Origin of the sequence: Pseudonocardia hispaniensis, from assembly GCF_042658695.1 — a bacterium.
In the GTDB taxonomy this organism is placed as follows: domain Bacteria; phylum Actinomycetota; class Actinomycetes; order Mycobacteriales; family Pseudonocardiaceae; genus Pseudonocardia; species Pseudonocardia hispaniensis.
This window is the reverse complement of the sequence record NZ_JBHSQW010000025.1, coordinates 146,971-171,200: the sequence shown is the minus strand read 5'-3', so window position 1 is coordinate 171,200 and position 24,230 is coordinate 146,971. Positions and strand designations below refer to the sequence as shown.

21 protein-coding genes, 1 other RNA gene and 2 pseudogenes are annotated in these 24,230 nt (G+C 72.6%); 11 read left to right on the top strand and 13 right to left on the bottom strand.

The window, feature by feature from the left end; translation table 11 throughout:
* Nucleotides 1-15 precede the first annotated feature (15 nt).
* From ACFQE5_RS11490 to ACFQE5_RS11470, 5 genes and pseudogenes are all read left to right on the top strand, one after another.
* On the top strand, nt 16-1,329 hold the full coding sequence (locus ACFQE5_RS11490; protein WP_379584849.1) for a glycosyltransferase family 2 protein: 1,314 nt from the start codon (nt 16-18) through the stop codon (nt 1,327-1,329).
* 30 nt (nt 1,330-1,359) lie between these two features.
* Nucleotides 1,360-2,430, top strand: a complete 1,071-nt coding sequence (gene cobC / locus ACFQE5_RS11485) for an Rv2231c family pyridoxal phosphate-dependent protein CobC (protein WP_379585064.1) — start codon at nt 1,360-1,362, stop codon at nt 2,428-2,430.
* Nucleotides 2,427-3,611, top strand: a complete 1,185-nt coding sequence (locus ACFQE5_RS11480; protein WP_379584848.1) for a Nif3-like dinuclear metal center hexameric protein — start codon at nt 2,427-2,429, stop codon at nt 3,609-3,611. Before cobC ends, ACFQE5_RS11480 begins: the two co-directional genes overlap by 4 nt.
* Nucleotides 3,612-3,624: 13 nt before the next feature.
* A complete protein-coding gene (locus ACFQE5_RS11475) occupies nt 3,625-4,362 on the top strand; it encodes a zinc ribbon domain-containing protein (RefSeq protein WP_379584847.1) in 738 nt (245 codons plus the stop codon).
* Between the two features lie 16 nt (nt 4,363-4,378).
* Nucleotides 4,379-5,454: pseudogene (locus tag ACFQE5_RS11470) on the top strand (histidine phosphatase family protein).
* Nucleotides 5,455-5,507: 53 nt separating this feature from the next.
* Here ACFQE5_RS11470 and ACFQE5_RS11465 read toward each other — a convergent pair.
* Complete coding sequence (locus tag ACFQE5_RS11465) at nt 5,508-6,269, bottom strand: sulfite exporter TauE/SafE family protein (RefSeq protein ID WP_379584846.1); 762 nt, start codon at nt 6,267-6,269, stop codon at nt 5,508-5,510.
* A gap of 60 nt (nt 6,270-6,329) precedes the next feature.
* Between ACFQE5_RS11465 and rnpB the strand changes: the two genes are divergently transcribed.
* Nucleotides 6,330-6,755, top strand: an RNA gene (gene rnpB, locus ACFQE5_RS11460) — RNase P RNA component class A.
* Nucleotides 6,756-6,840: 85 nt separating this feature from the next.
* On the opposite strand, the gene ACFQE5_RS11455 is transcribed toward rnpB, so the two are convergent.
* The 12 genes and pseudogenes from ACFQE5_RS11455 to ACFQE5_RS11400 all read right to left on the bottom strand — a co-directional run bounded on the left by ACFQE5_RS11455 (nt 6,841) and on the right by ACFQE5_RS11400 (nt 18,784).
* A complete protein-coding gene (locus tag ACFQE5_RS11455) occupies nt 6,841-7,884 on the bottom strand; it encodes an isopenicillin N synthase family dioxygenase (protein WP_379584845.1) in 1,044 nt (347 codons plus the stop codon).
* 134 nt (nt 7,885-8,018) lie between these two features.
* On the bottom strand, nt 8,019-9,407 hold the full coding sequence (locus ACFQE5_RS11450; protein ID WP_379584844.1) for an FAD-binding oxidoreductase: 1,389 nt from the start codon (nt 9,405-9,407) through the stop codon (nt 8,019-8,021).
* Nucleotides 9,408-9,519: 112 nt separating this feature from the next.
* A complete protein-coding gene (locus ACFQE5_RS11445) occupies nt 9,520-11,202 on the bottom strand; it encodes a LuxR C-terminal-related transcriptional regulator (protein WP_379584843.1) in 1,683 nt (560 codons plus the stop codon).
* A 78-nt stretch (nt 11,203-11,280) separates the two neighbouring features.
* Nucleotides 11,281-12,369: an SPFH domain-containing protein gene (locus ACFQE5_RS11440; protein ID WP_379584842.1), complete on the bottom strand. Its 1,089-nt coding sequence runs from the start codon at nt 12,367-12,369 to the stop codon at nt 11,281-11,283.
* Nucleotides 12,366-12,797, bottom strand: coding sequence for an NfeD family protein (locus ACFQE5_RS11435; RefSeq protein WP_379584841.1), 432 nt, complete (start codon nt 12,795-12,797; stop codon nt 12,366-12,368). Before ACFQE5_RS11435 ends, ACFQE5_RS11440 begins: the two co-directional genes overlap by 4 nt.
* Before the next feature lie 223 nt (nt 12,798-13,020).
* Nucleotides 13,021-13,614, bottom strand: a complete 594-nt coding sequence (locus ACFQE5_RS11430) for a hypothetical protein (protein WP_379584840.1) — start codon at nt 13,612-13,614, stop codon at nt 13,021-13,023.
* A gap of 217 nt (nt 13,615-13,831) precedes the next feature.
* Entirely contained in the window at nt 13,832-14,875 is a 1,044-nt protein-coding gene (locus ACFQE5_RS11425; protein WP_379584839.1) for an Acg family FMN-binding oxidoreductase, read from the bottom strand.
* 176 nt (nt 14,876-15,051) lie between these two features.
* On the bottom strand, nt 15,052-16,254 hold the full coding sequence (locus ACFQE5_RS11420) for a Dyp-type peroxidase (RefSeq protein ID WP_379584838.1): 1,203 nt from the start codon (nt 16,252-16,254) through the stop codon (nt 15,052-15,054).
* Complete coding sequence (locus ACFQE5_RS11415; RefSeq protein ID WP_379584837.1) at nt 16,254-16,877, bottom strand: copper chaperone PCu(A)C; 624 nt, start codon at nt 16,875-16,877, stop codon at nt 16,254-16,256. The genes ACFQE5_RS11420 and ACFQE5_RS11415 overlap by 1 nt, the downstream gene beginning before the upstream one ends.
* 64 nt (nt 16,878-16,941) lie before the next feature.
* Nucleotides 16,942-17,481, bottom strand: a complete 540-nt coding sequence (locus tag ACFQE5_RS11410) for a hypothetical protein (RefSeq protein ID WP_379584836.1) — start codon at nt 17,479-17,481, stop codon at nt 16,942-16,944.
* Nucleotides 17,482-17,558: 77 nt separating this feature from the next.
* Nucleotides 17,559-17,777 (bottom strand): annotated as a pseudogene (locus ACFQE5_RS11405) (hypothetical protein); the annotation flags it as partial.
* On the bottom strand, nt 17,774-18,784 hold the full coding sequence (locus tag ACFQE5_RS11400) for an Acg family FMN-binding oxidoreductase (RefSeq protein WP_379584835.1): 1,011 nt from the start codon (nt 18,782-18,784) through the stop codon (nt 17,774-17,776). The gene ACFQE5_RS11400 and the pseudogene ACFQE5_RS11405, both read right to left, overlap by 4 nt.
* Before the next feature lie 261 nt (nt 18,785-19,045).
* Here ACFQE5_RS11400 and ACFQE5_RS11395 point away from each other — a divergent pair, with 261 nt between their 5' ends.
* From ACFQE5_RS11395 to ACFQE5_RS11375, 5 genes are all read left to right on the top strand, one after another.
* The gene (locus tag ACFQE5_RS11395; RefSeq protein ID WP_379584834.1) at nt 19,046-20,050 is read left to right on the top strand and encodes a glycosyltransferase family 2 protein; all 1,005 of its coding nucleotides are present in this window, start codon (nt 19,046-19,048) and stop codon (nt 20,048-20,050) included.
* A gap of 145 nt (nt 20,051-20,195) precedes the next feature.
* Entirely contained in the window at nt 20,196-20,573 is a 378-nt protein-coding gene (locus ACFQE5_RS11390; protein WP_379584833.1) for a hypothetical protein, read from the top strand.
* A 64-nt stretch (nt 20,574-20,637) separates the two neighbouring features.
* Nucleotides 20,638-22,065, top strand: a complete 1,428-nt coding sequence (locus ACFQE5_RS11385; protein WP_379584832.1) for a lipopolysaccharide biosynthesis protein — start codon at nt 20,638-20,640, stop codon at nt 22,063-22,065.
* Nucleotides 22,062-24,014 carry a hypothetical protein gene (locus tag ACFQE5_RS11380; RefSeq protein WP_379584831.1) on the top strand — a complete coding sequence of 651 codons (1,953 nt, stop codon included), beginning with the start codon at nt 22,062-22,064 and terminating at the stop codon, nt 24,012-24,014. Before ACFQE5_RS11385 ends, ACFQE5_RS11380 begins: the two co-directional genes overlap by 4 nt.
* A partial coding sequence (locus ACFQE5_RS11375) for a hypothetical protein (protein ID WP_379584830.1) occupies nt 24,011-24,230 on the top strand: 220 nt, incomplete at its 3' end. The genes ACFQE5_RS11380 and ACFQE5_RS11375, both read left to right, overlap by 4 nt.

Sequence of the window (24,230 nt, the reverse complement as noted above, 5' to 3'; positions counted from 1 at the left end):
CCGTGGTGGCCGTTGGTGATCCTGGTCATCGGGGTCAACTTCGTGCTGTGGGGCACGATCGGTCTGCTGCGGGTGCTGGAGGAGGGGTGGACCCGGCGGCGCCCGAGCCGCCGTGGCGACGTGGCGTCGCGCGTCGGGGTGACCGACGTGGCGGTCCTCATGGCGGCGCACAACGAGGAGACCGTGATCGCCGACAGCCTCGAGGCGATCGCGAAGCTGGTGCCGCGGAACCAGATCCACGTCGTCTCGGACGGGTCGACCGACCGGACCGTCGCGCTGGCTCGGGCGGCGGGGGCCGCCGTCATCGAGACCGCCGGCAACGTCGGGAAGGCGAGCGCGCTGCGGGAGGCGATCGAGCGCTTCGAACTGGTCGACCGGTTCACGGCGGTGCTGCTGCTGGACGCCGACACCCGGGTCGACCCCGGCTACGTCGCCGCCGCGCTGCCGCAGTTCGACGATCCGCGGATCGTCGCCGTCGCCGGCGCGGTGCGCTCGCACTGGGACCGGCATCGGCTCTCGATGGTCGGCAGGATCGTGTCCTGCCACCGGCAGCGCATCTACACGCTCACCCAGCGCCTGATGAAGATCGGTCAGACGTGGCGGTTCACCAACGCCACCCAGATCGTCCCGGGCTTCGCCAGCATGTACCGCACCTCGGTGTTGCCCGAGATCGAGATGGATCCGCCGGGCCTGGTGATCGAGGACTTCAACATGACGTTCGAGGTCTATCGCAAGCGGCTCGGCAAGGTGGCCTTCACCTTGGACTCCGTCGCCGTCACCCAGGACCCGGACAACCTCCGTGACTACATCCGCCAGACCAGACGCTGGGCGCTGGGACTGTGGCAGACCGTCCGGCGGCACCGGCCGCGACCCAGCCTGTTCACCGCGATGGTGACGCTGCTGCTGCTCGAGCTGCTCACCAGCAGCCTCCTGTTCGTGCTGCTCCCGATCCTGCTCATCGTCGTCGGACTGCCGCAGCTCTTCCCCCCCGTGCTGAACCCGCCGCTGTTCGCCGCCGTCCACTCCGTGCTCGCGGCGCATCTGAGCCCCGCCTCGCTGCTGGTCGGGCTGTTCGGGCCGGACCTGCTGCTCACCTGTGTCGTCGCCGCGGTGGAGCGGCGCGCGTGGATCCTGGCCTACTGGCTCGCCTTCCCGCTGCTGCGGATCCTGGACGCGGCGCTTGCGCTGTACACGGTGCCGCTCGCGTGGGTGCGTTCGAGCGGGCGCTGGACGAGCCCGGCGCGCAGGTCGATCGATGCGCCGTTTCCCGCGGAGGGGCTGCGTGCCGCGGGATCCGACGACGAGCAGGGAAGCGCCCTCACAGCCTGAAACCCGATCACCGTAGGGTGCTCAGCCATGATGCGCGGTGCGGATCCCGATCCGGATACCGCCCGGCTGCGCCACCACGGCGACGTCGAGGCGGAACCGGGGCTGCTGGACTTCGCGGTGAACGTGCAGGCGGACGCGCCGCCCGGGTGGCTGCGCGAGCGGCTCGCCGCGGCCCTGGACGGGCTGGCCCGCTACCCGAGCGCGGCGCACGACGCCGCCGCGCGGGCCGCCGTGGCCGCGCGGCACGGCCGCCACCCCGAGGAGGTGCTGGTCCTGGGGGGGAGCGCGGAGGGGTTCGCGCTGCTGCCGGGGCTGGCGCCGCGGCACGCCGCGGTCGTGCATCCCGGGTTCACCGAGCCGGAGGCGGCCCTGCGCGCGGCCGGGATACCGGTGACGAGGGTGCTCACCGAGGAGTCCGCCGGGCATCGGTTCGATCCGGCCGCGATCCCCGCTGACGCCGACCTCGTGGTGATCGGAAACCCGACGAACCCGACCGGGGTGCTGCACCCGGCGCGCGCGGTGGCGGCCGCGGCCCGACCCGGCCGGGTCCTCGTGGTGGACGAGGCCTTCGCCGACGCCCTACCGGGTGAGCCGGAGTCGCTGGCCGGGCCGGGGCACCTCCCCGGTCTGCTGGTGCTGCGCAGCCTCACCAAGACCTGGGCGCTCGCCGGGCTGCGCGCCGGGTACGCGCTGGGTGCGCCGGAGCTGCTCGCCCGGCTGGCCGCGCCGCGGCCGCCGTGGCCGGTGGGAACGCTCGCGCTGGAGGCGGTGATCGCCTGCAGCGAGCCCGCGGCCGTGGAGCTCGCGGCCCGGGCCGCGCGCACGCTGGTGACGCGACGGGCGGCGCAGGCCGCCGCGCTGGCCGCTCTGCCGGGCGTCGAGGTGCTGCCCGGGGTGGCCCCCTACCTGCTGCTGCGGCTTCCCGCCGGGCAGGGTTCGCGGGTGCGCGAACAACTGCGGGCGGCCGGGATCGCGGTCCGCCGCGGCGACACCTTCCCCGGCCTCGGACCGGACCACCTGCGGGTGGCGGTGCGGCCCGCGGAGCAGGTCGGTGTGCTGGTCGAGGCGCTGGCCTCGGCCTTGGCGAGAATGGCCGCATGACCGCGCCCCGGCTCGCCGACGTCATCGCCGCCCTGAACGCCGCGTATCCGCCCCCGCTCGCCCAGAGCTGGGACGCCGTCGGCCTGGTCTGCGGCGACCCGGACGAGCGCGTCGAGCGCGTGCTGGTCGCCGTCGACCCGGTCCGGGAGACCGTCGACGAAGCGATCGAGATCGGCGCCGGCCTGCTCGTCACCCACCATCCGCTGCTGCTGCGCGGGGTGCACGGGGTCGGGGCGGACACCCCGAAGGGCGCCCTGGTGCACCGGCTCGTCCGCGCGGGTACGGCGCTGTTCACGGCGCATACCAACGCCGACGCCGCCGACCCCGGTGTCTCCGACGCCCTGGCCGCCGCGATCGGGCTGGCCATCGAGGGCCCGTTGCAGCCGGAGGCCGGCCCGCCGATGGACAAGATCGTCGCGTTCGTGCCGGTCGGGCCGGCGATCACGCTCGTGCACGAGGCGCTGTCGGCGGCCGGGGCCGGACGGCTGGGCAACTACAGCCACTGCTCGTTCGCCACCGCGGGGACCGGCCAGTTCCTGCCGCACGAGGGTGCAGCACCGGCGATCGGCCAGGTCGGCAAGCTCGAACGGGTCGCGGAGACCCGGCTGGAGATGGTGCTGCCGCGGGCGCGGCGCGCCGAGGTCGTCGCTGCGCTGCGCGCCGCGCACCCCTACGAGGAACCCGCCTTCGACGTGTTCGAGCTGGCCGAGTTGCCCTCGTCGCAGGGAATCGGCCGGGTCGGTGCGCTGCCGGAACCCGAGCCGCTCTCGGCGTTCACCCAGCGGGTGGCGGACGCGCTGCCTGCCACCGCGTGGGGGGTCCGCACGGCGGGCGACCCCGACCGGCAGATCCGCCGGGTCGCCGTGTGCGGGGGCGCGGGGGACTCCGCGCTCGGCGCGGCGATCGCCGCGGGTGTCGATGCCTACGTCACCGCCGACCTGCGGCACCACCCGGCTTCGGAACACGTGCTTGCGGGTTCGCTGCCGGGCCGTCCGACGCCCGCGCTCGTCGACGTCGCGCACTGGGCGTCGGAGTGGCCGTGGTGCGAACAGGCGGCGGCTGTGATCCGCGCGGCGGTGGGGGGTAGCGTCGAGGTTCGCGTCTCCGCTCTGCGGACGGACCCCTGGACGATCGCACGTTCTGACCTCGCGCAGGGGCGTGAGCAATCGGGGGCGAGATGAAGGAGGGGCCATCATGAAGGCCGACCCCGCCGTCCAGCGGCGGCTGCTCGACCTGGCCGAGATCGACGCCGAGTTGACCCGGCTGGCGCACCGGCGGCGCACCCTCCCCGAGCACGCCCAACTCACCGAGGCCGCGGCGGCGGTGCAGGCGGGCAAGGACAGGCTCGTCGCCGCGGAGACGGCCGCGGGGGACCTCGACCGCGACATCCACCGGATCGAGCATGACGTCGAGGGGGTGCGAGCCCGCATTCGCCGTGACGAGCAGTTGCTCGCCGGGACCGGGGTCGGCGCCAAACAGGCCGCCGACCTGCAGCACGAGCTGCAGACCCTGGCGCGCCGCCAGGCCGTCCTCGAGGATGAGCAGCTGGAGGTGATGGAGCGGCGCGAAGCGCTCGGCGTTGATCTGGAGCACTCCCGGGGGGTGCTGGCCGAGGCCGAGCAGACGATGTCCGAGATCGCCGAGCGCCGTGACGCCGCCCTGGCCGATCTCGATGCCGCCACGGCCGGGCGCGGGCGGGAGCGCTCCGCGATGCTCGGGGAGATCCCCGGTGAGGTTCTCGCGGTCTACGAGCGGCGCCGCGAACACGGGAACGCGGGGGCGGCCGCGCTGCGCGAGCGGCGCTGCGGGGCCTGCCGGCTGGAGCTGGACCGTACGTTCCTCAGCCAGCTGCGCGCGGCCCCCGCCGACGAGCTGGTGCACTGCGAGGAATGCGGCACGATCCTGGTGCGGACCACGGAGTCGGGGCTGTGAAGGTCGAGCGGTGAAGGTGATCGTCGAGGCCGACGGCGGAGCGCGGGGCAATCCGGGTCCTGCGGGCTACGGGGCCGTTGTGCTCGATGCGGTGACCGAGGAGGTCCTGGCGCAGCGGCAGGGCTACCTCGGGATCGCGACCAACAACGTCGCCGAGTACCGGGGACTCATCGCCGGTCTGCAGGCCGCGCGTGAGCTGGGAGCCACCGACGTCGAGGTACGGATGGACTCCAAGCTCGTCGTCGAGCAGATGTCGGGTCGCTGGCGGATCAAGCACCCCGGCCTGCAGCCGCTGGCCGCCGAGGCGGCCGCGCTCGTGGCCGAGCTGGGTGCGGTCCGGTTCGGCTGGGTACCGCGTCGCCGCAACGCGCGCGCCGACGAGCTGGCCAACCAGGCGATGGACACCGGGGGCGTTCCGTGACCGGGGCCGGGCAGCAGGCGGCGACCACCGCGTGGACCGGGCAGCTCGGTCAACCGACCCGGTTCCTCCTGTTGCGCCACGCCCAGACCGCGCTCTCGGTCGAGCGGCGATACTCCGGACACGGCGATCCGGAGCTCACCGAGTTCGGGCTGCGGCAGGCCGCCGACGCCGCCGCCCGGTTGGCCGCCGTCGACGGGATCGCCGCCGTGTTGACCTCGCCGCTGCGCCGCGCGACGCAGACCGCCGGCGCGGTGGCCGAGGCCACCGGCGCCCCGCTCGTCGTTCGGCCAGGACTGGTCGAGACCGACTTCGGCTCCTGGGAGGGGCTGACGTTCGCCGAGGCCCGGCAACGGGACCCCGAGCTGCACGGGGCCTGGCTGGGCTCGCAGGACGTCGCCCCGCCCGGTGGGGAGAGCTTCGCCCAGGTCGGGCGGCGGATCGCCGCGGAGCGAGCCGAGATCGTCGCGCGCTACCCGGCACAAACCGTCGTCGTGGTCAGCCACGTGACGCCGATCAAGATGGTGCTGCGCGAGGCGTTGGGCGCAGGCCCCTCGGTCCTGTACACGCTGCATCTCGACCTGGCCTCGCTGTGCATCGCCGACTTCTACCCCGACGGTGGCACCTCCGTCCGCCTGGTCAACGCCCCCTGTGAGTGCGTAACAGTGTTCTAACACTGTTACGCACTCACAGGGGGGCTTGAGCTGCGGAAAGGGGTCGGCGGAGTTCAGTCGACGAGCAGCCAGACGCCGACCACGACGCCGAGCCCCACCACGCACCAGCGCAGAGCGGTCTCCGGCAGCCGCTGCGCGACCTTCGCGCCGACGAACCCGCCGACCAGGGTGGTGGGGGCCAGCAGCGCGACCGCGAGCCAGTCGACCGGCGCCCCGGCCGCGAAGACCGCGAGCGAGACGGTCGCGATCACCAGCGACAGCAGCCCCTTGAGCGCGTTGAGCCGGATCAGCCGATCGTGGGCGAACAGCGACAGCGTCGCGATGAGGATGACACCGAGCGCACCCCCGAAGTAGCCGCCGTAGATCGCCGCGACGAAGATCGCCGGAAGCAGCACGCCCATCCGGTCGGGGGCACCGGGCTCGGGTTGTCCCACCCAGCGTCTGATCCGCGGTTGCAGCGCGAGCAGCAGACTGGCCAGCAGCACCAGGGCGGGCACGACGGCGTCGAAGACCGAGCCCGGCAGTATCAGCAGCAGCGCACATCCCAGGCCGGCGCCGACGACCGAGACGGTGGAGGTGAGCAGGATCCGGCGGCGCTGCTCACGCAGGTCGCGCCGCTGCCCCAGGATGAGGCCCAGGTAGCCGGGCCACTGCGCGACCGAGTTCGTGACGTTGGCGGCCAGCGGCGGGAAACCGACCGCGAGCAGCGCGGGGAACACCAGCAGCGAACCCCCACCGGCCACGGCGTTCACGGCACCCGCGAGGAGACCGGCCAGCAGGAGGAACGCGAGCGTTCCCGGCGACGCGACGACCACGACCGGGACGGTAGCCCGCGGACCGCCGGGATCCCGCACTGGATAAGCTGGAACAGCGGACGAGCTGGCCGGGCGGCCGCGTCGATGGTCCCGTACGGGGCCGTCGCCGAGGAAAGTCCGGACTCCACAGGGCAGGGTGGTTGCTAACGGCAACCCAGGGTGACCTGCGGGACAGTGCCACAGAAAACAGACCGCCTCGCGCGTCGTGAGCCTCACGAGGCGCGGGGTAAGGGTGAAACGGTGGTGTAAGAGACCACCAGCACCCCGGGTGACCGGGGTGGCTCGGTAAACCCCACCCGGAGCAAGGCCAAGAGGCGCCGCGTCCACCGGACGGGGCGCTGCGCAGGCGTTCGAGGACGGCCCGTCCGAGCCTGCGGGTAGGCCGCACAGAACCCGTCGGTGACGGCGGGTCGAGATGGATGGCCGCCGAACGGGGCACCGCGAGGGGCCCGGGAACAGAATCCGGCTTACAGGCCGGCTCGTCCGCCCCGCCTGACCAGCAGCTGCTCCGCGCTCCGAACCCGGCGAACGGGCGCGGACGACCGTCCCCCGGCCGTCCGCGCCCGTTCTCCTACTCGTGACCGCTCTTGACCAGCACGGAATCCAGCAGGTCCGGGTGATGGCGTGCGGCGACCTCCGGATGTGATCGGAACCAGCCCTTCAGCGCGTTGTCCCCGAACCGGGGCAGCACCGGGTTGTGCTCGGTCTCGGTGACGCCCGGGGCGTGCGCCGCGAGCTCAGGGGTGAGCGGAACCGGATGCAGCGTCGCGTCCAGTCGCGGCGACCAGAAGAACGCGATCGACTGGCGAGTCGTCCCGGGCGCGCACGGCAGCACCCGATGCACCGTCGAGACGAGGTAGCCGTGTGTGGCCACCTCCAGCATCTCCCCGACGTTGATCACCAGGGCGCCGTCGATCGGCGGGATGTCGACCCAGTCGGTCGCGCGGGGCGGGCGGGCCTGCAACCCGCCGATGCCGTCCTGCAGCAGCAGCGTGAGGAAGCCGTAGTCGGCGTGCGGGCCGACCCCCTGGGCGTCGAGGCCGTCGGAGTCGGTGCCGACGTAGCGGATGAGCTTGCCGAACCAGTGCGGGGCGTCGGTGAACGCGTCGTCGAACTGGTCCTCGGGCAGTCCCAGGCACGCGGCGATGGCGTGGGTGAGTTCGGTGGCGACCCGGCTGAGCAGCTCGGTCCAGGCCAGCACGACGGTCCGCAGCTCCGGCTGGGCGGAGTCGGGCCACTGGTTGGGACCCTCCAGCAGCCGGTAGGGGGCGTCCCAGTCCGCGCGCGGGCGCACCGGCAGCTCCGGACCGAAATCGAGCTGTTCCCGCGCGTCGCGCCGACCGGCGGTGATTTCGTGACCCAGACGCGTGTAGCCGCGGAAATGTGGGGAGTGGAGGTTGTTGAGGGCCAGCCGCTCCTCCTGCGGCAGCGCAAAGAACCGCCGAGTGGTCTCGGTCAGCTTCTCGATCTGACCCGGGGCCGCGCCGAAGTGGGTCAGCTGCATGAAACCGACCTCGTGCAGCGCGGTCCGGAGTTGTTCGAGGAACGTGGGAGCGAAGGCGCCGCTTGCACCGCGCGCCTGGTCGAATCGCAGAACAGGGATGCCGGTGTGCATTGATTGATCATAGCTATCCGCGGGCGAATCGATCCACGAATTCGGTTCCTTTCCGTTTCAGCAAGGTCCGAGGTGGCGATGCACATTGCGGAATGTCCGCCGAACGCAGGTCGGCCGCCGGCCGGTGACTCCGCTCACGAGCCGCTGTCACGGTGGGCCAACGCGGGGACCGCGGGCTCGATGTTCTGGTTGCCGCGGAAGACATTGCCGGGGTCGTACTCCGCCTTGACGGCGGCGAGGCGCCGGTATTTCCGTTCACCGTAGGCGGCCCGTACGCGGTCGGCGCCCTCGTCGCCGATGAAGTTCAGGAACGTTCCTCCCGATGCGAACCGGCGGAGGTCGTCGCGGAAGTCGCGAGCCCAGCCGATCGATGTGTCGTCGTCGGCGGGGTCGGCCCAGAACGCGGCCGGGTGCACCACCCAGGTCGCATCTCGCTGGGTGAGTGGGGTGTCGTCCTCGCCGACCCGCGCGACCGCCCCACCCCACGGCACGATGAAGGTCTGCGATGGCGTGGGGTTCGGCGTCGCGAGTGCGTGCCGGTGGATGACCTCGATCGCCTCGTCGGTGACCACGTGCAGGTACTCCGCGGTCCACCAGATCCGGTTGCCGGGCGGATCGTCGAGTGCGCACTGGAAGTCGGCGTAGGCCATCGGTTCCACCAGGTCCACCTCGGGGCCGAGCGCGCGGAACGGTTCGAGGAGCCATTCGCCCCGCTCGACGGGGCCGGTGTAGCACAGCGCGATCGCGGAGACGAGTCGGCCGTGCAGGTGGGCCGGCAGCCCGTCCTCGACCGGCACCGTCAGGTAGAACAGCGCCGGGCCGAACTCCTCCGGCGCATCGGGCATGAAGTCGCGGAGCAGGCGTAGCAGGTCGCGGCCCCGCTCGACCGGGTAGAGCAGCAGACCGGCCAGCACCTGCGGGCCGACCGGGTGCAGCGCGAAGGTGAAGGCGGTGGCGATCCCGAAGTTGCCGCCGCCGCCGTGCAGGGCCCAGAACAGCTCCGGGTGCTCATCCGCGCTCGCCGTGACCAGCGAGCCATCGGCGCACACCAGCTCCACCGCGATCAGGTTGTCGCAGGCCAAGCCGTGCTGGCGCTCCAGCCAACCCGACCCGCCGCCGAGGGTGAGGCCGGCGACACCGGTGGAGGACACGCGGCCGCCGGTGGTGGCGAGCCCGTGGGCCTGGCCGGCTCGATCGACCTCGCTCCAGGTGCAGCCGGCTCCGACCCGGGCGGTGCGGCGCTCGGGGTCGATGACGATCTGTTTCATCGGACGCACGTCGATGACCAATCCGCCGTCACACAGCGACATTCCGGCGGCGGAGTGTCCTCCCGCCCGCACGGCGATCTCCAGGCCGCGGTCGCGCCCGTGGTTCAGGGCCGAGGCCACATCCTGGGGAGTCGAACACCGTGCGATCACCGCGGGCCGCTTGTCGACCATCGAACTGAACACGGTGCGAAGCTCGTCGTAGTCCGGATCACCGGGGTGGACGAACCACGGGCTCCCCTCGATCGTCTGTGCCATCTCAGCCTCCAGGTGTGGAGGCTCCAGGCTGAACCCGGGAGGGCCGCGGCTGCGTCCCGTGTTCTCGTCATCGTCCGGTCCGACTGGTCTGGCCGGAATCGGCCATACCCCGCTAGATCAACCCCTTCCGGAGGGCCTCGGCGACGGCGGCCGAGCGGGACGGGCAGCCGAGTTTGGTGAGGATGTTCGCCACATGCCGGTGGACCGTGTGCTCGCTGAGCACGAGCTCGTCGGCGATCGCACGGTCGGTCCTGCCCTCGGCCACGAGTCGCAGCACCTCGCGCTCGCGCGTGGTGAGCGGCGAGGCGCGGCGTGCGGAGGACAGGTCGAGCGCGAACGCCTCGGCCAGCTCCGCGTCTCGAACGGCACCGATGCGGCGCAGCGAGGTCGCCGCCGAACGCAGCTCCCGCATCGCGTCCCGGGCCCGCGACTGCCCCGCCAGGACGCGGCCGAGCTCGATCCTCGCCCGGGCGGCCTCGTATGGCGCGCCGCAGCGATGGAACAGGCGGCTGGCGTCCTCGAAGTCCGTCCGGGCCCGCTCGGGGGCGTCGGTCGCCGCCGCGAGCAGGCCTGCGGCGAAGCGCGCCGAGGCCCGCAGCGGCGCCGTTGCGACCGCGTCGGCGATGGACTCGAGTTCGCGCAGGGCCGGCTCCGCCCGTGCCGGCTCCCGGAGCGCAACGTGTGCCCGGATCAGCAGCTCCAGCCCGGCGGCCCGCAGTGTGCCCGGCCCGAGCCCCGTCTCGCGCAGGTACTGCTCGGCACGGTCCCGGGCCCCGGCGGGGTCGTCCCGGTCGAGGTGGATCTCGCCGAGCCCGAGCAGCGCCAACGGATGCACCGCGACCTCGTCGAAGATCTCCGCGGCCTCGTCGAGACGGCCCTGGCGACGGCGCAGCTCACCCAGGTTCACCATGGCATCGATCCGCATCGGTGGCCGGATCACGGTGAGGAGTGTGGTCGCATCGTTCAGCATTCGTTCGGCCTCTGCCCAGGCGCCGAGCCAGATGAGGACGCCTGCATAGTGCGCGCGGCAGACCCCGTCGAGGAAGGGGATGCGCCGCCGCGCGGACCAGTCGAGGATCCTGCGGCACCACTGCGCCGACCGCTCGTAGTCACGCGCCCGTTCGCAGGCGTAGAGCATGTAGCAGCCGCACCAGATGCTGGACCAGGTCTCGTGGAACTCCCCGCCGAAGGCTGCGACCGCCGCCTGGTCGAGGAGGGCCATCCCCTCGTCGACCCTGCATTCGGTCACCCTGGCGAGACCGTCGGTGGCCAGACCCACCATCTCGAGATCCACGAGTCCGAGGCGTCGGCCCAGCTCGGCGGCCTGCAGGCCCAGCTCGCGGGCGCGGATGGTGTCGTTCCCGGCGAATAGGCGCTTCTCGGCCTCGTGCACGAGCAGCCAGCCGTGCTCAGCTCCCGGTTCGAGATCCTCGAGGAGCCTGCGGGCTCGGCCGAGCCAGCCCTGCGCGACGGCGTGCTCGCCGCGGAAATCCACATGGTCGGTGCCGATCCAGGCGGCCAGGCGCGCCGCGCCTCGCCGATCCCCCGCCGAGGAGTACGCGTGGTAGGCGCGCTCGCGGGCGTCGAAGAGGAGCGTCGCGTCGTTCAACCACCAGGCCGCCCAGCTCAGTCCCTCCAGCGCCGCTCCCGTCCCCGACTCCTGCGCCGCCTGTTCGAACCGGGCACGCGCCTGCTCCCAGGCCCCACGTGCGAGGGCAGCGCGCCCAGCCTCGATCAGCTCGGTGCTCGTCGTGGGGCCGGTGCCCAGCGGCCGGGAGCCGGCTGCGCGGTCCACGCGCCGAGGCTACGGCGGACGCGGCCCGGCAGGAACAGCTCGCCGTCGGGGGAGCGAATCGTCTCCTGAGATCGCCGGTCAGTGCGCCCCGGGACGCTCGCCTTCCCCGTTGACCGGCTGCTCGGCGCGCTGGCTCCGGCCCATGAGCTCGGGGATGCCCCCGGGTTCGCGCGCGTCGGCCACCGCCTCGGCGGCGGCCTCCTCGGCCCGGGCGGCGTCCCGCCTGGCCCGGGCCGCCGATTCGGTGGACTGATCGGCGGCCTCCCGGATGGCCTCCGAGCGGGGCAGAGCCTCGGTGAACGCCCGGGAGACTCCCTGCAGTGCCGCGGTGACCTCGCCGGGGATCACCCAGAAGGTATTGCCCTCGCCCTGGGCGAGCTGCGGCAGCACCTGCAGGTACTGGTAGGCGAGCAGCTTGGGGTCGGGGTCGTTGCGGTGCACGGCCTGGAACACCTCGTCGATCGCGCGGGACTGACCCTCGGCCTTGAGGATGGCGGCGCTGCGCTCACCCTCGGCGCGCAGGATCGCGCCCTGCTTGTCGCCCTCGGCGGTGAGGATCTGGGACTGGCGCTGCCCCTCGGCGGTCAGGATGGCGGCGCGCTTGTCCCGCTCGGCGCGCATCTGCTTCTCCATCGCGTCCTTGATGGTCTTGGGCGGGTCGATCGCCTTGATCTCGACCCGGTTGACCCGCAGCCCCCATTTGCCGGTGGCGTCGTCGAGCACGCCGCGCAGCTGGCTGTTGATGCTGTCGCGGGAGGTCAGCGTCCGCTCCAGGTCCATCGAGCCGACGACGTTGCGCAGCGTGGTCACCGTGAGCTGCTCGACGGCCTGCAGGTAGCTGGCGATCTCGTAGGCGGCCGACCGCGGGTCGGTGACCTGGAAGTACAGCACCGTGTCGATCTCGACCACGAGGTTGTCCTCGGTGATGACCGGCTGCGGGCGGAACGAGACGACCTGCTCACGCAGGTCGATCGCGGGGTAGACCCGGTCGATGTAGGGGATGACGAAGTTCAGGCCGGGCTGCAGCGTGCGGTGATAGCGACCGAGCCGTTCGACGTTGCGGGCGCGGGCCTGCGGCACGATCCGTACGGCACGGACCACGGTGACGATGACGAACAGCGCGATGAGGACTGCGGCAATGAGCAAACCGGTGATCTCCACGGTCATTCCTCCGGGTACACGATCGCGGTGGCGCCGTCGATCTGCATGACGTGGACGGTCGCCCCCGGTGGGATCACCACTCCGTCGGCGAAGGAGCGGGCGGTCCACTCCTCGCCGCCGATGCGCACCGTTCCGTCTCGGACGGTCACCTCCGTGAGGGCGTAGGCCTTCCGGCCGATGAGCGCGTCGATGCCGAACCGCTGAAGCTGAGGCTGGTGCAGATGCCGCCGCGCGATCGGGCGGATGGCCAGCAGTCCGGCGGCCGAGGCCAGCGCGAACACCACCAGCTGCAACGGCAGCGGCAGCCCGATGGCCGCCGCGCCGGAGGTGAGGAGAGCGGCGCCGCCGAGCAGACCGAGGACCGCGGTCAGCGTGTAGACCTCGGCGACACCGAACACCACGGCGAGGACCATCCATACCACCCACGCAGCCATTCGCCGGCCTCCACCACCGATGCGGCCTTCAAACTCCCATGGTGCCCTGTTCCGTCCCGGTGTGGGCGAGTTCTGTTCGCACCTCGTCCCGCCGCTGCGCGGAGTCCACCCGTACGCCGCGAGAGCGACGATCACTGGTGCCGGCGCGAGGTCAGCCAGTGCTTTCCCGGCTCACCCGAGCGCCATCGGCAGCGGCCGGGCAGGCCGAGGGGAGCGTCGACCGTCAGCGCAGGGCGTGGCTGGTCGCCGTGGGGACCGTCGGAAGGGTCAACAGCTCGCGGCACTTCGTGATCGAGGTGTCGAGCATCGCGATCAGTAGGTGGTCGCGTTCGGCGTCGGGGTGGTGACACATCGCGTGAAAGACGTGCACGTAGAGGCTCGCCAGATCCACGGACGGGAACAGGTGAGCGAACCGTGGCCGGTTCTCGGGGTCGGCGAGCCGGGCGAGCCTGCGGGTGCCTCGCTGCAGGGTGTGGTGCAACCAATGATCGTCCGGATGCTGCTGCAACCCGGCCTCGGCGAGCGCGACGAGGATCGTCGGGCGGACCCGTGGGTCCCGGACCCGAGTGTCGATCAGCGCGGGCGCCCGCAGCACCAGCTGCTGACGGGTGGCGTCGTCGCTGATGTCGTCGTTCACCCGGCGGGCCAGCCAGCCCAGCAACGGATGGGTGCAACGCGGCCGGTCGGTGAACCGGGAGCCGGAGAGGATCGAGACGTACTCCATGAGGCACGTGCCGGACCGCGCGTTCGTGTGCTTGCCGCGGGTGAGCTGGGGCAGGCCGGTGGGGTGCTCCTCGCGACGGTGTTGGGCGGACATGGCGGCTCCTGTTCCCTGGATAGGGTTGGCCGGGTCTGGAAGACCGGAGTGCAACCAGTGCCCGGCTCCATGGCCGGCGGGTGGTCCCGTCACCTGGGGCCCATGATAGGGCCTCGGGCCGGTCCGGTGGCAGGGCATGACGGACGGGTTCTCCCTGGTGAACGCGGGGCCCTGGACCTCAGCACGCCGCAGGTGCGGAGACGACGAGGACGGGCGGTCACCGCCCGGACCGGTCGCCGGGGCGCGGCCCACCGGCGGGTGCCGAGCGGGCGTGCTCGGGGAGCACCAACTCCTCGATCGGCCGGCGCGGGGTCGCGGCGACCGGCCATCCGTGACCGATCCGCAGAACGACCTGGGGCTGGTGGGTGCCGTCGATCAGCCTGCGCACCTGTTCGCGGATCGAGGCCACCTCCACGAGCTGGGACAGGAAGGACACGGCAAGACCGGACACGGTGGCGGTGAGCAGTACCCGCTGCATGGCCTGACCGGCCTGGAGTTCGGCCTCCGGACCGCTGGTGTGCGAGCTGAGCACCGCGATGAGCGGCTCGGCCTCGAAGTCCTTACCCGCCGCGCGGACCGGGCCGTCGCCGTCGGTGAAGTCGCGCAGCACCCACACATCCTGAGGCGCCGGAAGCGGGCCGCCGGCCCGGGCCGGGACGCCGTCGGGGCGGTCGTCCCCGGTCCCCGTCCAGGCGGCCAGTTCGGCGCGGAACGCGGGGTCGGACATCTGGATGTCGTGGGCGCGCGCGGCCAGCCTGCTCAGCTGCGTGCGCTGTGCCTGGTCGTGCACGAGGTGCAGCCAGGCACCCTCCTCGTGCGCGGCGCGGCGCAGCGCGTGTTGGTCGGGGGTGGCGACGGGAGTGTTGCTGAACGGCCTGCGGTTGGTGCGGCGCAGCGGGATCGCCCGTCGCAGCCGCTCCAGCTCCGGGGTCGGGACCTTGCGCCCACCGTGCCGGATCGCGGCGAGCAGATGCGGCCGCTGCGGGTCGGGCAGGACGGTCACGACCGGCCGGATCCCGAAGCCGCGCAGAGTCGTACGCAGGTTGAACAGCGCTGCCCCGCAACTCAGCCGCAGTTCCACCCCGCGCGGGTCGGTGATCCGCAGCCCGCGCAGTGGATCGGCGTAGAGCTCGATCACCGGCTCGGTCAGCCGGACCCGCCACGGTTGCGTGTTGTGTATCGACGGGGCACGGCGCGTGGCCTCCAGCAGTGTGCGGACGTGTTCCTCGCTCAGACCGAGCGCCCTCGGGATCCGGGTCATGTCGAGCTCGCCACCTCGAGAGTTCGTCGAACATCGGGCGCTGGTGCGCCGCTGCCACGATGCGTCGCGGCCGGGGGCGGCGATACCGTCGAAGGTCCCTGGTGAGCCAGGATGGTGGGTCCTGCTCGGCGGCCGGTGCCGGGTGGCGAAGCTGATCACCTTCGCCACCCGGCCGCTCAGGGTTCCAGCAGCCGCTGACCGAGATACTCGCCGGGCCGGCAGCCGCCCGGGACGGCGAACACCGCCGAGCCGATCGGCGTCGTCCACTGGTTGAGCAGATCCAGCTGGTCGAGCCGGCGCTGGATCGGCGTGAACTGCGCGTCGATATCGGCCTGGAACGACACGAACACCAGGCCGCTGTTCGACAGCTCCCCGGCCGCGGGCGGCTCGTCGTAGTTGTACGAGCGGCGCAGGAAGCGGTGCTCCGGGTCGTCCGAACGGGCCCGGCGGATGTGGGCGAAGGTCTCGATCACCGGTAGGTGAAGGTCGGTCATCGCCGCCAGATCGGGCTCGTCGTGCTCGTGCGTGCCGGTCAGCGGGGCCCCGTTGTCCAGGCGTCGCCCGATGACCTGTTCGCGGGCGGGCCGGTCGAGCTCGTCCCAGGTATCCAGGTTCATCGCGATCCGTCGCACCACCATTCCCGTTCCGCCGTGCAGCCAGCCGGGTCCGTCGGGGCCGACCCAGATCAGCCGGTCGTCCTGGGTCCCGGGGACCGGATTGCTGGTGCCGTCGACCTGACCCATGAGGTTGCGCATGGTCGTCCCGGGCGCGACGGTGCCCGGGCTGTTGCGAAACCCTCGTTGCACCCAGCGGACCCGGGTGAACGTCCGCGCCTCCTTGACCAGCACCCGCACCGCGTGGGCGACGGTGATCTCGTCGTCGGCGCAGATCTGCAGCAGGAGATCGCCTCCGCTCCAGGCCTGTTGCAACCGGTCGATCCCGAAGGCGGGCAGCGGCGCGAGCCAGGCCGGCCGCAGGTCCTCCCGGCCGGCCGCGGTGAGGACGCCGGGTCCGTACCCGACGGTGACGGTCAGCCGGGCCGGCACCGCGGCGAGTTCCGGTTCGGTGTCGGTCAGGCCGGGCGCGCCCCGGGTGAGCCGCTCGATGTCATCGGTCCACACCCGCATGAGGCGCACCAACGCCTCCCGGTCCACCCCGTCGGCGAGATCGAGGGCGACGAAGGAGGCGAAGGCCTGACCGGGCGTCACCACCCCCGCCTGATGCTCGCCGTGGAAGGGGACAGTGGCGCGTCCGGTGGCATCGGGGGCGGACGGTTGCGGGCCCTTGTCGAGCAGTTCGCGGCCGCCGAGCGCGGCGGCGCCGCCGAGCACCGCCGCACCCGAGGCCAGAAACGCGCGACGCCCGACGCGTCGGGGCATCAATGACCCCCGTGCCCGTGCCCGTCGTGGTCGTGGTCGTGGTCCCCACCCTGGTAGTCCTCGTTGGCCCCGGTGTAGGACCGGGCGACCGCCGTGACCTCGACGCTGGATCCGTCCTCGGCGGTGAGGGTGATCGGGACGTCCTGGCCGGGCCGCACCGGGCCGGTGAGCTCCATGAACATCAGGTGGTCGCCGCCGGGCTCGAGGCGGTGCTCGCCGCCGGCGGACACGACGAGCCCGTCCTTCTTCTCGCGCATCACCATCTGGCCGCCGTCTGCGTGCGCCATCTCGTGCAGCTCCATCGACCTGGTGACGGGCGAGGTCGCCGAGACGATGTGGACATCGCGGCCGGAGCTGTTCACCAGCTTGCCGAAGGCGGCGGTCATCCCCTCATCGGCGGCCTTGACCCAGCCGTCGATGAGGACGAGCGAGGATGCCGACGCCCGCTTGGCGGGGGTGTCGGCTGCGGTCGGGGAGCTGCCGCAGCCTGCGGCCCCGACGGCGACGCCGAGCGTCAGTACGGCTGCGGCGAGGCGGTGCGGCAGGCCGGTACGGATAACGGACATGGTCATCTCCTGGAAGTCGGTGCTGAGGAACGCCGGGGCGCGCTCGGTCGCTCGCACCTGGGCGAACGGGACCGGGGCCGCGGCGATCCCGGTGACGGCGGCCCGAGACCGGGCCGAATGGTCAGGAGGCGGCCGGCGTCGGCCGGCCCGGCGCGGGGGGACCGCGGCGGGCAGCCGTGAGCAGCAGGACGAGTCGTGGCCGGGGCGCTCGTCGCGTCCACCGGCGGTGCGGCCGGGCCGGCACCGGGAGCCACAGCGCGGCCACGGTCGGCAGCAGGCGGCACAGCCACGACCACATCGCCCACACGGCTCGCTCACCGCGCAGCAGCACACCGGCGCTGACCAGCGTGGCGAGGACGTGCGCGGCGAGCATGGCCGGGGAGCCACCGCGGTCCATGGCGTGGTCCGCGGCGCCGAGGGTGAAGACGTGGTGCAGCGCGAACTGGCCGACGGCGAGCAGGGCCACCAGCGCCGGACCGGACAGGCGCTGGCCCGCGAGGGCCGACACGATCACCAGGACGAGTGCCGAGCCGACCGCAAGCGTCGGCCCGGGCACGGGCGCTCCGCCCAGCACGTGTGCAGCGGCGGCGAAACCCACGAGGGTCGCGGTGACGGCGGCGGCGCGCACCAGGCGCAGCACACCCGTCCCCGGCGAACCCATGCAGCCACGGTAGATCGTGGGCCGCCAGGCGCGCACACCGGCCGGGTCCCGCGTCAGGATGCCAGCGCGACGCCGCCGAGACTTGCCAGCCCGGCGACCAGGGCGGCGGCGATGAGGAGCAGACCCACCACCTCGGCCCGGTTCAGCGCGGCGAAAACGAGGCGCCCGATTCCCAGGCCGAGCCCCAGCGTCACCCCGGGGGCGCGGAACTTCAGCGGCGCCTCGAGGAATGAGATCGCCAGCACCATGCCCAGCCAGGTGAAGGCGGTCGCGGCGATCAACGCGGTCGTGATCATCGGCTCGTCCCGGCCGGCGCCAGCACCGAGCTCAGCGGCCTGCGGGGGGTCGCGGGCAGTGCCGGGCCGGGCGGGGCCCAACCCACGCGCACGAGCAGTTGCGGATGGTCGGGTACCCGCAGAACCTTCTCGGCCAGCGCACGACGGGTGTGCGGGATCTCCACCGCCTGGCTCAGCGGTGTGGTGGCCAGCCCGAGGCGCGTCGCGGTCAGGAGTACGGCGCTCGTCGCCTCGCCGGCCCGCAACCAGTCGGGCACCGTGTCGCCCGGGGTGGCGAGCACCATCAACGTGGCGCCGTCCGTCTCGGCGAACAGCTCGCGGTGGCCGGTGCCCAGCCGACCGCTGGGGAACCGCCGCAGGCCCGCGCCGTCCGGCCCGGCGTCGTTGTGGACGGGAAGCGCTGCGGCCGGGATCCCGTCCCGGCCCCCGGGATAGCGGCGGGTCCAGATCGCGAGCTCGGCCGGATAGCCCGGGACGAAACGCTGGCGCTCGGCGGCCTCGCCGAGCACCTCCGCCAGCCGATCCCGGGCGTCGGCACCGAGCACCGGATACAGCTCGGCACCCTGGCCGGCGGCCGCCTCGGTCAGCCGTTCCAGCTGGCCGGGGCGCAGGGGGTCGACCCGGAAGATCCGCCGGTCCGTGTGCCGCCGCCCGATCGAGGCGGCGAGCGTGGCGTCGCGCGGGTCGGGCTGTCCGTCACCGGCCTGGACGAGCGCGAGGAGCGTGCTGTCCTCGGGGTCGGGCAACCGCTGCGTCGTGCTGGCCACACCATGTCCGGCCAGCGCGACGCGCAGATGATGCAGGGCCGCCCCACAGCTGATCATCAGATCGCGCCGATCAGGGTCGGTGCCGACCAGATGCCGGCCGAGGTCGGCGTAGAGCCGGACGGCGTTGTCGTGGATTCGCCATCGCCACGGCTGGGTGTTGTGCACCGACGGGGCGCGTAGCGCGCTCTCCACAGCCCGCACGAGAACGTCGCGCGCGCCGAACCCAACGCTTGCTGCCATGGGCCAACGCTGGTCTGATCCGCGCGGTGCGGCCAGGGCCGGAAGGCTCGGCACCCTCGGGTCCCTCGGGCCGAGCCGCGCACGTGACTTCACGAGCGACGGCCTTGAGCGCGTGATGGCTCCACGATGCGCCGCGGGCTGGGCAGGCGGACACGGTGTGGAGCCATCACGCTCCGCTGGGCAACCGGCTGCGGGCTCACCCGTCGTTATGGAGTGAGAGCCCTTCACACACGGGACGGCCGAGCGCACCGCAGCGGTGCGATGGGGAGATCAGCGATGCGACGTCATGACCCGCGGGTGTCGGTGGTGGTTCCGACGCGGAACGAGGCGCGGAACCTGGAGGTGGTGTTGCCGGCGATTGCGGCGGTGCGGCCTGCGGTGCATGAGGTGATCGTGGTGGATGGGCATTCGGTGGATGGGACGGTGCAGACCGCGCGGCGGGTGTTGCCGTGGGCGAAGGTGATCACGCAGACCCGGCGGGGCAAGGGGAATGCGATGGCGTGTGGGTTCGCGGCGGCCACCGGGGATGTGTTGGTGATGTTCGATGCGGACGGGTCGGCGGATCCGGGGGAGATCCCGGCGTTCGTGGCGGCGTTGGTGGCGGGGGCGGATTTCGCCAAGGGCAGCCGGTTCGTGCGGGGTGGGGGTAGTGAGGACATCACGCTGTTGCGGCGGTCGGGTAATGCGGGGTTGAACGCGGTGGCGAACGTGTTGTTCGGGGCGGGGTACACGGATTTGTGTTACGGGTACAACGCGTTTTGGGCGGATGTGTTGCCGGTGTTGGAGTTGCCGGAGGTGGGGGTGCCGGCGGCGGGGGCGGGGATGGTGTGGGGGGATGGGTTTGAGATCGAGACGGTGTTGAACTGTCGGGTGGCGGCGGCCGGGTTGCGGATCACGGAGGTGCCGTCGGTGGAGCGGCGGCGGATTTTCGGGGAGACGAATCTGCGGACGTTCGTGGATGGGGCGCGGGTGTTGCGGACGTTGATCGCGGAGCGGCGGCGGGCGGATCGGCGGCGGGCGGAGTTGCTGGCCGCGGCCCGCCGGCACCGCAACCACCCCGCGCCCGGGCATGCCCAGGTCGCGCCCCGCACACCGCCGTCCCGCCCGCAGCCGCCCCGGCCGATGCCGCCCGCCCGGGCGCCCCACGGCGACCGCGTTCTGGTCCCGACGCCCGCCGCGGGCTTCCGCGCCGTGCCGGCGGAGCCGGACCCGCAGACGATGTCCCGCCCGCCGGCACCGAACCGCCACCCTCGTCACAGCGGGTGATCTCGGCTGGGGCGAATCCGCTGGTCCCGGTCCACTCGGACGAGGCGAGGTGCCCGCCGGGCGTCGCCCTACACTCTGAGCCGGGCCGGATCCGTCCGGGCATCCGGCCGGCTCGCGAGTCCGGCGACGAACGGAGCGATGTGCAGTGAGCGTGCCCTCCGCGGCCGAGTTGACCCGTGCGCGCACTGCGCGGCGGGTGGTCGCACTGCTCCTGGTCCTCGCGGGCCTCGCGGCCTGTGTGCTGAGCCTGTTGAACGTCACCGGCGGCTTCGTCGGCGATCTGCGCCTGCTGGTGACGATCAGCTTCCTGCTGCTCGGGCCCGGCTGGGCCGCGGCCGGCTTCCTGCGCCGGGCGCCCGCGGCGCACGTCTGGCTGCTGACGATCGGCACCGGCGTGGCCACGACGCTGCTGGCCGGGCAGATCATGGTGAGCACCGGCTGGTGGCATCCGGCCGCGACCCTCTACGTGATGACCGCGGTGAGCGTGCCGTTCCTGCTCCGGCACGCGGTGGTGGCGCAGTGACTGTCCGCGATGGCGGCCCGGCGCGGCGTCGGGCCCGGCCCGAGCGACGGGCCGAGGTCACCCGGTGACGAGGTGGGATCCGTCCCCAGGAACCGATCCGGGCCGCGCCGGGGCCAGGGCGGCGCTCACCCCCGCCGGTGACGACATCCCGACCGTGCGGCTGGCAGCGAACGGTCGGCGCGTCGACGAGCAGCCCACCGAGATGCTTCCCGCGGTCGAGCCCGCGGGACCCGATGGCAACGGGGGCGTGGGCGACGGTCTCGCGCTGTCGTTGAGCGCCGCGCTCGGGCCGATCGCGGGCTTCTTGAGCTGGCTGATCGCCGCGCGGATCATGCCGCAGGCCGAGTTCGGTGCGGCGTCGGCCGTGGTGTCGGCGTTCATCCTCGTCGCGGGTGCCGCGCAGCTGAACCTCGGCGTCGGCCTCCTGCGCTGGCTACCGGCGTCCGGGCGGCGGGCCGGACGGCTGGTCTGGTCGAGCCTGCTGCTGATCATGCCGCTGTCCGGGTTGATCGGGCTCATCTACGTGCTGGTCGTGCCGGAGCTGGCCCGGACCGCGGCGGGACCGGGGGGCAGCTTCGGTCTCGGGATCCTGCTGTTCGTGCTCGCCGCCGCCGGCTGGGGCGTGTTCGTCGTGCACGACTTCATCCTGGTCGCGATCGGAAAGCCGTGGTGGGCGGTCTGGCGCAACGGGCTGTTCGCGGTGTTACGGATCGGGCTGCTGGTCGTCCTGTGCGCCTATGCCGGGCTTGGGGCTCAGGGCGTGGTGCTGTCCTGGGTCGGGCCGATCGTGGTCTGGATCGCCGGGGGCTCGGCGGTGATCTGGGTGCTGGTGCGCCGCTACGGTCGCCGCGCCCTGGGCGGTGTGCTGCCGGCGCGGCGGGAGGCCGTGCGGTTCCTCGGGCCGACCTCGATCTCCCAGATCGGGACCACCCTGCTCTACAACCAGGTCACGCTGCTGGTGATCCTGCGATACGGACCCGAGACCGGCGCGGCGTTCTTCGTCGCCTGGCAGGCGGTGACCGTCGTCGACATCGGGGCCACCTTCTTCATGAACTCGCTGGCGATCCACGTGGCCCGGGAGCCGCACCGGCTGGCCGAGCTGGCCGCCGCCGCCCGCCGCAGGTTGCTGCTCATCTTCCTTCCGGTACTGGGACTGGGCGCGCTGCTGGCGCACCCGGTATTGTTGATCTTCGGAGAGGGTTATGCCGAGGTCAGTAGGATCCTGCAGCTGCTGCTGCTCGGACTGGCGTTCCGCCTCGTCGTGGCGCACGAGCTGGGCGTGCGCCAGGCCGCGGGCAAGGCGATGCAGTACGCCACGCTGCAGCTGGTCAGCACCCTGTTGGTGCTGCTCGTCGTCATCGTGATCCCGGTCCGCGACGGCAGCCCCGACGAGGCGTTGCTGCCGATTGCGATCGGCTACGTTGCTGTCCAGATCGTCTGCGCGGTCGGTGTCCGGATCCGTCGCCGGACCGCGCCGGAGGTTCGCCCGTGACGTCCACCGACACCCGCCCCCCCGGCGACCCCCGCCGCCGCGGTGACCTGGACCAGCCGACCACGCTGATCCCCGTCGTCCCGCCGATCGAGGCGCCGACCACGACGTTGCCTGCGCAGCCGCCGAACCAGCCGCAGCCACCGGCCGTCGCCGACCCGCCGGCGTGGTGGTGGAGGTGGCTCTCCCCGGCCCTGGCCCTGCTGGCCGTGCTGCTGCTGCCGCTCGCCGCGGCCACCACGGATCTCGATGCGCTCGACGGGTGGGGCCTTGCCAAGGTCCTGCCGCCCGCGGCCTGGGCATCGCTCGCGCTCGCGGTGGCGGCATGCATCGCCGAGCTGTGGTCGCCGCGGCCACGCATCGGCATGCTGGGCATCGCTACCGCCGTGCTCATCCTGTGCAGCGTCGGCATGCCCTCGATCGTGCAGCCCACGGCGCGGTTCACCACCGCCTGGCTGCTGGCCGGTTTCACCGATGCGATCGCCGGCACCGGCGTCCCACCGTCCGGGATCGACGCCCGGTTCTACTGGCCCGCGTTCTTCGCGCAGTGGGCCTTCTTCCGGGACGCGGCCGGGGCGACCCAGCTGGACGAGGTGCTGCGTTGGTTCCCGCCCGCGGTCGTGGGCGTGTGGGCGATCGGGGTGTACGCCCTGGCCCGCTCGATGCTCGGTGGCACGCGGACGCCGTGGGTGGCGGCATGGTTGTTCGTCGGCCTGAACTGGATCGAGCAGGACTACTTCTCCCCGCAGGCCACCGGCATCGTGCTGCTGCTGACCGTGCTCACCTTCTGCCTCGGCCCGCTGGCCACCCGGCGCACCGATGCCGCGGGAGTCCCGGGCTGGCCCGCCCCGCATCCCGGCGCGCCCCGACTGCCGCTGCTACGCCGCTGGGTCGTCGCCGCGATGACCCCGCCGAACCGCCCGACGCTGCCACCCCGGCAGCTGCTGCTGATCTACTTCTGCGCGGCGCTGTGCCTGCTGGCCGTCGCGCCCGAACACCAGCTCACCCCGTTCGCGATCATCGGTCAGTTGGTGGTGCTCGCCGTGGTCGGCCGGTTCCGCGGTCGTGGGCTGGTCCTCGTCGCCGTGCTGGCCGTCGTCGTGTTCGTCCTCATCGCGGCCCGTGACTTCTGGATGACCCAGCTCAGCCTGATCACCGGTAGCGGCGAGCAGGAGAATGCGCTGCAGGCCGGGATCTTCGATCGGCTGACCGGTGACACCGGCCAGGTGGTGGTGAAGCTGCTGCGCATCGCCGTGCCCGGACTGACCTGGCTGCTGGCGATCGCCGGTGCCTGGGTCTACTGGCGGCGCCGCCGCGACCTGGTGCCGATCGCGCTGGCCGCGGTGCCGATGGCGTTCGCCGCGGTGCAGAGCTACGGCGGCGAGCTGCTGCTGCGCATCGTGCTGTACGGGCTGCCGATCCTGACGATCCTGGGCACCGACGCGCTGCGCTCGCTGGTGCGCCGCAATCGGGCGTGGGAGAAGGTCCTCGCGGTCGGCATGCTCGTCACGTTCGGCGTGCTGGTGCTCATCCGCGGCGGCAACGACGCCTACATGCTCGTCACACCCGAGGACGTCGCGATGACCCGCCAGGTGTATGCCGAGGCGCCGCCGGGCAGCAAGGTGATGCCGCTGAGCAACGTCGGCCCGTACGGCCTGGAGGGCATCGGGACGTACAACGGGGGCTCGAACCTCGACGGCTGTGTCCACCTGGCCAACGACCCGCTCCGGTGTATCGACGCGGAGCAGCCGGACTACCTGCTGATCTACCCGTCGATCGAGAACGAGGGCGTGGTCCTCAACGAGAAGCCGCCGGGCTGGACCCAGCGGGTGATCCAGGAGCTGGTCGCGACCGGCAACTACGTGGTGCAGTACCAGAACGGTTTCAACGCCGTGCTCGTCAAGCGCGGCATGCCGGGTTCGGATTCGCCGCTGGGCGGGGGTGCGCGGTGAGCGGGGCCGGCTGGGTCTGGACCACCTTCGGGGCGTTGCTGGCGTTGATGGCCGCGCGGGCCTGGGTCGTGGAGACCGGCTATCGCCGGCTGGGTCGCACCCCGGTGCGGGAGAAGGTCCTGACCGGTGCCGTCGCGGTGGTGCTGGTCGGGCTCGTCGTGCTGCTCGCCGCGAACGGCGGCCTGCAGCTGGTCGAGATGCTGCGCAGCGGCCAGA

Bases quoted from the DNA above. Each gene is read 5' to 3' on its own strand.
- cobC (WP_379585064.1), top strand. From the start codon at position 1,360: ATGCGCGGTGCGGATCCCGATCCGGATACCGCCCGGCTGCGCCACCAC.
- ACFQE5_RS11480 (WP_379584848.1), top strand. From the start codon at position 2,427: ATGACCGCGCCCCGGCTCGCCGACGTCATCGCCGCCCTGAACGCCGCG.
- ACFQE5_RS11475 (WP_379584847.1), top strand. From the start codon at position 3,625: ATGAAGGCCGACCCCGCCGTCCAGCGGCGGCTGCTCGACCTGGCCGAG.
- ACFQE5_RS11455 (WP_379584845.1), bottom strand. From the start codon at position 7,884: ATGCACACCGGCATCCCTGTTCTGCGATTCGACCAGGCGCGCGGTGCA.
- ACFQE5_RS11450 (WP_379584844.1), bottom strand. From the start codon at position 9,407: ATGGCACAGACGATCGAGGGGAGCCCGTGGTTCGTCCACCCCGGTGAT.
- ACFQE5_RS11440 (WP_379584842.1), bottom strand. From the start codon at position 12,369: ATGACCGTGGAGATCACCGGTTTGCTCATTGCCGCAGTCCTCATCGCG.
- ACFQE5_RS11435 (WP_379584841.1), bottom strand. From the start codon at position 12,797: ATGGCTGCGTGGGTGGTATGGATGGTCCTCGCCGTGGTGTTCGGTGTC.
- ACFQE5_RS11430 (WP_379584840.1), bottom strand. From the start codon at position 13,614: ATGTCCGCCCAACACCGTCGCGAGGAGCACCCCACCGGCCTGCCCCAG.
- ACFQE5_RS11425 (WP_379584839.1), bottom strand. From the start codon at position 14,875: ATGACCCGGATCCCGAGGGCGCTCGGTCTGAGCGAGGAACACGTCCGC.
- ACFQE5_RS11420 (WP_379584838.1), bottom strand. From the start codon at position 16,254: ATGCCCCGACGCGTCGGGCGTCGCGCGTTTCTGGCCTCGGGTGCGGCG.
- ACFQE5_RS11410 (WP_379584836.1), bottom strand. From the start codon at position 17,481: ATGGGTTCGCCGGGGACGGGTGTGCTGCGCCTGGTGCGCGCCGCCGCC.
- ACFQE5_RS11400 (WP_379584835.1), bottom strand. From the start codon at position 18,784: ATGGCAGCAAGCGTTGGGTTCGGCGCGCGCGACGTTCTCGTGCGGGCT.
- ACFQE5_RS11395 (WP_379584834.1), top strand. From the start codon at position 19,046: ATGGGGAGATCAGCGATGCGACGTCATGACCCGCGGGTGTCGGTGGTG.